General features: G+C 58.7%; 7 protein-coding genes. All 7 read right to left on the reverse strand.

Translation table 11 applies throughout. The features are described from left to right. Positions 1–137 precede the first annotated feature (137 nt). Positions 138–467 carry a hypothetical protein gene (locus PMI23_RS03245; protein WP_007908903.1) on the reverse strand — a complete coding sequence of 110 codons (330 nt, stop codon included), beginning with the start codon at positions 465–467 and terminating at the stop codon, positions 138–140. Then, positions 464–1,369 (reverse strand): alpha/beta hydrolase, encoded by a 906-nt coding sequence (locus PMI23_RS03250; protein WP_007908905.1) that lies wholly within the window; start codon positions 1,367–1,369, stop codon positions 464–466. The genes PMI23_RS03245 and PMI23_RS03250 overlap by 4 nt, the downstream gene beginning before the upstream one ends. A gap of 165 nt (positions 1,370–1,534) precedes the next feature. After that, positions 1,535–2,785: a flavohemoglobin expression-modulating QEGLA motif protein gene (locus tag PMI23_RS03255; RefSeq protein ID WP_177321038.1), complete on the reverse strand. Its 1,251-nt coding sequence runs from the start codon at positions 2,783–2,785 to the stop codon at positions 1,535–1,537. Positions 2,786–2,836: 51 nt separating this feature from the next. Next, on the reverse strand, positions 2,837–3,391 hold the full coding sequence (locus PMI23_RS03260) for a hypothetical protein (RefSeq protein WP_007908908.1): 555 nt from the start codon (positions 3,389–3,391) through the stop codon (positions 2,837–2,839). A 151-nt stretch (positions 3,392–3,542) separates the two neighbouring features. After that, positions 3,543–4,256, reverse strand: coding sequence for a TetR/AcrR family transcriptional regulator (locus PMI23_RS03265; RefSeq protein ID WP_007908909.1), 714 nt, complete (start codon positions 4,254–4,256; stop codon positions 3,543–3,545). Positions 4,257–4,361: 105 nt separating this feature from the next. Continuing rightward, complete coding sequence (gene lysS, locus PMI23_RS03270) at positions 4,362–5,864, reverse strand: lysine--tRNA ligase (RefSeq protein WP_007908910.1); 1,503 nt, start codon at positions 5,862–5,864, stop codon at positions 4,362–4,364. Positions 5,865–5,978: 114 nt separating this feature from the next. Further along, positions 5,979–7,074, reverse strand: a protein-coding gene (prfB, locus tag PMI23_RS29655; RefSeq protein ID WP_102358477.1) for a peptide chain release factor 2 whose coding sequence is annotated in 2 segments (ribosomal slippage) — positions 5,979–7,001 and positions 7,003–7,074 — 1,095 coding nt in all. Because the reading frame shifts where the segments join, the coding sequence is not laid out codon by codon here. Positions 7,075–7,366: the final 292 nt, after the last annotated feature.

Consider the following 7,366-nt stretch of genomic DNA (forward strand, 5'->3'; position numbering starts at 1 on the left):
GGAGAGGGGGCCGATTTGTGGTGTTTTCCACATTTGCGTTCGACTCGGTGGATCAGGTCGGCGTATAGCGAAAGAACACCTCGGTCAGTCCCCTCTCCCCCTGGGAGAGGGTTAGGGTGAGGGCTGAACCTGCAGAATCACTGTTCCAGCTTCTGCGGAGTCTCCTCACCCATGCAACGCACGGCTTTCTTCTGGGCGTTAATCAGCACACCGGTCAAACCTTTCTGCTCTGTATCGAACAACACCAACACGCCATCAATGCACTGCGCCACTTGCGCCGCCGGGTCGAGCGAGACCTTGTAGTCTTCGCCCGGCACGGTCTTGAGCATGGTGAATTCATTGAGCAGCAACGCATCCTCGGGTTTGGCGAAGTGCAGGTAGCCGTAGTACCACAGCGCCCCGACGGTGCCGAGGATGCTGCAGATACCGGTGATGATCAGCGGGATGGCGTTGCGTTCTTCAGTCATTGCGGACTCTCATCTTCAGAATTCGGGGGTGTCGGGTAATTGGGGATTTCGCCGAGACGGCGCAGGCCGTTGAAATGCTCGGGATCGTCGAGGTAGCGCAGCATGACCTGACGCCACACCGGGTCGCCGAAGGTCTGCACATGACCGCCACGGGTCATTTGCAGCACACGCGGTGGCGGCGCAGCTTGATACAGACGGATGCCGTTGGAAAGCGGGACCAGCGGATCGTCGATGCTGTGGAAGATCAGCTTCGGCACGCCGTTGAGTTGCGGCATCGAGTTGATCGCGCTGTCGCCATCCGGCACCAGCCACGACAGTGGTACCTGAAATGGCCAGGTCAGCCACGAAGTGCTGAGAGCATATTGGCCGACACTGCGATAGCTCGCGGGCACGCCGTCGAGCACCAAAGCCTTAAGTTGTTTCTGCCGTTCGGGATGCTGCACCAGCCAATGCACGGCCATCGAACCGCCGAGGCTCTGACCGAGCAGAATCAGCGGCTTGCCTTTGACCTCGGGCGCCTTGTCGAGCCAGGCGAACGCGGCGTCGATGTCCTGATAGATCGCCGGCAAACTCGGCTCGCCCTCGGACAGGCCATAACCGCGATAGTCGACCAACAGCACTTGATAGCCGTTTTTCGGCAGCCACCAGCTGCCACCGAGGTGCATCGGCAGGTTACCGCCGTTGCCGTGCAGGTGCAGAACGGTGCCTTTGACTTCGACACCGGGTTTCGCCGGTAGCCACCAGGCGTTGAGCTTCAAGCCATCAGCGGTAACCAAAGTTACCGTCCGGTATTCGAGCTTGGCTTTTTCCGGGGTAAAGATCTGGCCCGGCTCGGGGTAGAACAACAGCGAACTGCAACCGCCGAGGGTCAGGAGCAGGCAGAAGATGCCGAGGATTCTCATCCGGTGAAACCTCGCAAAAGAAATTGGCAAACAAACGATTCAGAGAAAAACAAATAACCCTGTGGGAGCTGGCTTGCCAGCGATGGCGGTGGGTCAGCCAACATCAATATTGACTGAGAGAACGCAATCGCTGGCAAGCCAGCTCCCACAGGGGATATTGGTTGTTCAAAGGATATTGGAGTAATCCGCTTCGATCCGGTCCAGGCTCAAGTGATTGAGGAAGTTGGAGAAACACATCCACGCCGACAACGCATTCAAATCGCGGAACTGATCCGGCAGGTATTTCGGCGGCACCACCAATCCTTCATCCACCAGCTGGCGCAAGGTCCGCATGTCTTCCAGTGTGGTCTTGCCGCAGAACAACAACGGAATCTGCTCAAGCTTGCCTTTACGCACGGCCAACTGAATGTAGTTGTAAACCATGATAAAGCCCTTGAGGTAGGACAAGTCTTTGGTGAATGGCAGCCCGGTCGGCGTCGAGCCACGGAAAACCCGACTGGCGTTGCCGTAACTTTCCGCCATCTCAAAGCCCTGCTCGCGGAAGAACTCGAAGATCTGCAGGAAGTCGGCGCCCTCCTCGACCATGTGAATGGCGCGGGTGCGGTTGGTCAGCTTGCGCAGGCGACTCGGGTAGGAGGCGAACGTGATGATTTCCATCAGGATCGCCAGGCCTTCCTGGGTCACCGTCGACGACGGTGGGCCTTTGGACAGGAAGGTGCAGATCGGCTGGTTCAGCCCGTTGAGCGTGGTGCCGACGTGCACCAGGCCTTCGTGGACTTCCAGCGCGCGTACGTCGCGATCGTTGAACATCGCGTCGGTGCGGATCTTGATGTAGTCGGCGCCGGCCGCCGCGTCGGCAACGATGCCGTCGGACTCGAACACGCGGATGGTTTCCTCGGCCTCGCCGAACACTTTGTTCAGACGGGTCTGCAGCAAGTGCACCGCGTCTTTGGCGGTGAGAACTTTCGGCTCGTCCTTGAGGTCGCCACGGCCATCAATGTTGTTCAGGTAGTCGGACATCATCAGGCCGAGGTCGGCCAGCGTTGGGTCACCGGCGTGGAATGCATCGGAGGCGGCGCCGTACAGTTCCTGCGAAATCAGGCCGAAATCCTCGGTGCCACGCGCTTCAAGCATGCGCACCACCATGCGGTATTCCTTGCACATACGGCGCATGATCTGCCCGACCGGGTTGAACTGGCCGAGCTGGCGAGTGATGTCGCGCTCGATGTTCTGGAACTCCAGCTTGACCTTGCTCGAATCGAAACTCAGCGGCCGATTGAGGTAGTAGTCGCGATCGACGGCGGGCATTTCCTTGCCTTTGGCCTTGAGGAAACCCTTGCGGATGTTCTCGTCCCACTTGACCGCGTCGAGCACACGGATCGGCGTCTGCGCCAGCACAATGCGGTCGGACAACATGCGTATCGTCTGCTGGTAATCGTCCACCCGAAACTCCTGTAGAAAACTGAATTATTTGGCGCGGGCCTGACGCTGGTAGCGCACGGCTTCCACGAAAACATCGGAATTGGCCGGATCATCGAGGTATGCAAAAACCTTGTCGAGGTTGCTGTCGACCTGTACGCCGTCGCCATCGTCAGTCTGGAAAACCTGACCGTCGAGGGCTTTCTGGTTGATCGCTTGATTGATCTGGTCGAGATCGAGGTTGTAGACCACCAGTTCGTGTTTGTCGGTGAGCTCGAAGCCGGCGATGGTGAAGTGGCCGCCGAAGCGCGCCGGCACTTTCGCCGACAGATACCAGCGGCTGCCGTGGCGCGACACGGTGAAGGGATAGGCTTCACGCTCGTGGGGTTTGGCCTTGAAGTACGTGACGGCCTGATAGCGATCGTTGCCCAGGCGCGTCAGCTCAAGGTTCATCGGCTCGCCCCAGGCATTGGTGCTCGACCATTTGCCGAGCAGGCCTTTGGGCGCCGGTTCGCTGGCGGTCAGCGGTTCCTTGAACGTCACCAGACAGCCACTGAGCAGCAGGAACGACAAGGCGATCAGCACGCCACGCCAGGCTTTCATTCAATACTCCCTATGAATCTGAAACACCTTTCCCCTGTAGGAGCTGCCGAAGGCTGCGATCTTTTGATCTTGGTCTCTAAAAGCAAGATCAAAAGATCGCAGCCTTCGGCAGCTCCTACATTGGGATCGGCGTCAGGCGGCAACGATTGCGTTACACCGACGCGAGCACCAGGTGCATATACCGCGTCAGAATGCCGAGCATGTCCTCTTCGGCCAAAGGCTCGGCGTCGTTGAGCAGGCCCTGATATTCCATCCGTCCGATAATCGCCGTCAACACCTTGGCATCTTGCTGCGGTTCACGCGAGCCCAACACCTGGAACAACTGGCAGGTACCCTGCAACAGAATCTGCTGATGTGAACGCACCAGAATCGCCAGGCGCGGGTTAAGCAACGCCTCCTGACGGAATGCCTGTTCGGCCATCAAATGCTCACGCCGGTTAATCAACTGCCGGTGCACATAGTCGGCCATCAGCCGCGCAATATCGTCCGCCAGTTGCGAGCGCGACTCCGGGCTGCCGTCGCCACTGACGACCATGTCACGCAACAGACCTTCATTGTTGACCCACAACTTGGCCATGTACGCCGCGCTGCGTTCAACGTATTGGGCGAAGGTATCGGTGAGCAGGTCATCGATGTCCTTGAAGTAATACGTGGTCGCCGACAGTGGCACACCTGCCTCGGCGGCCACTGCACGATGGCGCACGGCGCGCACGCCGTCGCGCACGACAATGCGCATCGCGGCGTCGAGAATGTCCTGGCGACGCTGCTCACTGCCCTGTCGGCTGGCCTTGCGACCCTGGTACTGAACACTTTCAGCGACCGCAGTGGCGATACCCGCTGCACCCTCTTGAGCTATTGCACCCATCACGACAGAACTTCCTCTGCTATTGCAAAATTAACCAATTGATACATTTGTACCAGACAGGCAATAAAAAGCCGCCTGTTTTAGGCGGCTTTTTAACTGAAACGTTTACGCTTGCGGTCGCATGTGCGGGAACAGGATCACATCGCGGATCGACGGCGAGTTGGTCAGCAACATCACCAGACGATCGATGCCGATGCCTTCACCGGCCGTTGGCGGCATGCCGTACTCCAGCGCGCGAACGAAGTCGGCGTCGTAGTGCATGGCTTCGTCGTCGCCGGCGTCCTTGTCGGCCACCTGCGCCATGAAGCGCTCGGCCTGGTCTTCCGCGTCGTTCAACTCGGAGTAGGCGTTGGCGATTTCACGGCCACCGATGAACAGCTCGAAACGGTCGGTGACGTTCGGGTTGTCATCGTTGCGACGAGCCAGCGGCGAGACTTCGAACGGGTACTGAGTGATGAAGTGCGGCTGTTCCAGTTTGTGCTCGACCAGCTCTTCGAAAATCATCACCTGCAGCTTGCCCAGACCTTCGAAGCCCAGCACCTTGGCGCCGGCCTTCTTGGCGATGGCGCGGGCCTTGTCGATGTCGTTCAGATCATCGGCAGTCAGCTCAGGGTTGTACTTGAGAATCGAGTCGAACACCGACAGACGCACGAACGGCTCGCCGAAGTGGAACACCTTGTCGCCGTACGGCACGTCGGTGCTGCCCAGCACCAGCTGCGCCAGCTCACGGAACAGTTCTTCGGTCAGGTCCATGTTGTCTTCGTAGTCGGCGTAAGCCTGGTAGAACTCCAACATGGTGAATTCAGGGTTGTGCCGAGTCGAGACGCCTTCGTTACGGAAGTTGCGATTGATCTCGAAAACCTTTTCAAAACCACCGACCACCAGACGCTTCAGATACAGCTCAGGGGCGATACGCAGGAACATTTCCATGTCCAGCGCGTTGTGGTGGGTTTCGAACGGCTTGGCCGCAGCGCCGCCCGGAATGGTCTGCAGCATCGGCGTTTCGACTTCGAGGAAGTCGCGCTTCATCAGGAAGCTGCGGATGTGCGCGATCACTTGCGAACGGACGCGGAAGGTCTGACGCACGTCTTCGTTGACGATCAGGTCAACGTAACGCTGACGGTAGCGCTGTTCGGTATCGGTCAGGCCGTGGTGCTTGTCCGGCAGCGGACGCAGCGATTTGGTCAGCAGACGCACGCTGGTCATTTCAACATACAGGTCGCCCTTGCCGGAACGCGCCAAGGTACCTTCGGCAGCAATGATGTCGCCCATGTCCCAGGTTTTCACCGCGGCCAGGGTGTCTTCCGACAGGGTTTTACGGTTGACGTAGACCTGGATGCGACCGGTCATGTCCTGGATCACCATGAACGAGCCACGGTTGAGCATGATGCGACCGGCAACCTTGACCGGGATTGCAGCCTCTGCCAGCTCTTCCTTGGTCTTGTCCGCGTATTTCTTCTGCAGATCTTCGCAGTAGTTTTCGCGGCGGAAGTCGTTCGGGAAGGCATTGCCCTTGGCGCGCTCGGCAGCCAGCTTTTCCTTGCGCAGGGCGATCAGGGAGTTTTCTTCCTGTTGCAGGGCTTGCGGGTCGAGTTGTTGGTCGCTCATGTCTTTAGATATTCCATCAGGTTCGTTGCCCCCGGGCCTGGCGGCCCGGAGATCGCCAGCTGGGCTGGCTCCTACAGGGATCGGCTTGAATCAGCCGATGCTGTATTGCGTCTTTTACAGGCCCGATTTCAGGCTGGCATACAGGTATTCGTCGATGTCGCCGTCGAGTACCTTGTCGCAGTCGCTGCGTTCGATGTTGGTGCGCAGATCCTTGATCCGCGACGCATCGAGCACGTACGAGCGAATCTGGTGACCCCAGCCGATGTCGGACTTGGTGTCTTCCAGCGCTTGCGATGCGGCGTTGCGTTTCTGCATTTCCTGCTCGTACAACTTGGCCCGCAGCATTTTCATGGCGGTGTCCTTGTTGGCGTGCTGGGAACGTTCGTTCTGGCAGCTGACCACGGTGTTGGTCGGTACGTGAGTGATACGTACGGCCGAGTCGGTGGTGTTTACGTGCTGACCACCGGCACCCGAAGAACGATAGGTGTCGATTCGCAGGTCTGCCGGGTTGATTTCGATTTCGACCTTGTCGTCGATCTCTGGCGAGACGAACACCGCGGAGAACGAGGTGTGGCGACGGTTGCCGGAGTCGAACGGGCTCTTGCGCACCAGACGGTGCACGCCGATCTCGGTGCGCAGCCAGCCAAAGGCGTATTCGCCCTTGATGTGCACGGTCGCACCTTTGATACCGGCGACTTCACCGGCCGACAGTTCCATGATGGTCGCGTCGAAACCGCGTTTATCCGCCCAGCGCAGGTACATGCGCAGGAGGATGTTGGCCCAATCCTGGGCTTCGGTGCCGCCGGAACCGGCCTGGATATCCAGGTAGGCGTTGTTCGGGTCCATTTCATGGCTGAACATGCGGCGGAATTCCAGCTTGGCCAGATTTTCCTCGAGACGGGCCAGCTCGGCGACGACATCGCCCACTGCGCCTTCGTCGTTTTCTTCGACGGCCATGTCCAGCAGATCGCGGCAATCGGCCAGGCCGGCGTTCAGTTCATCGAGGGTATCGACGATCTGCGCCAGCGCCGAACGCTCGCGGCCCAGCTCCTGGGCGTATTCAGGTTTGTTCCAGACACTCGGATCTTCAAGCTCGCGATTGACTTCAGTCAGACGCTCATGCTTTTGATCGTAGTCAAAGATACCCCCGAATAGTTTCGGAGCGCTCGGACAGGTCCTTGATGGTGTTCAGGATCGGATTGATTTCCATGACGGGCAGCACTCGTTGGCGAACTTTTGAAAGCCGGCGAGTATAACGTAATCAGGCTGTCACGGCAGCCCGTCTGGCGGGTGTGGGGATCATTAAAACCTTTGCCCTCACCCTAACCCTCTCCCAGAGGTAGAGGGGACCGATTGGGGGATATTTGAGAGATACGCCGAACTGAAAGGGCTTTGCCGATTCCATGATCGCCAAGGATTTCAAGCAGAAATTGGCGTATGGGCCTGCCCTCACCCTAGCCCTCTCCCGGAGGGAGAGGGGACCGATTGGGGGATGTTCGGGA

The sequence above is a fragment of the Pseudomonas sp. GM24 genome (assembly GCF_000282235.1).
In the GTDB taxonomy this organism is placed as follows: domain Bacteria; phylum Pseudomonadota; class Gammaproteobacteria; order Pseudomonadales; family Pseudomonadaceae; genus Aquipseudomonas.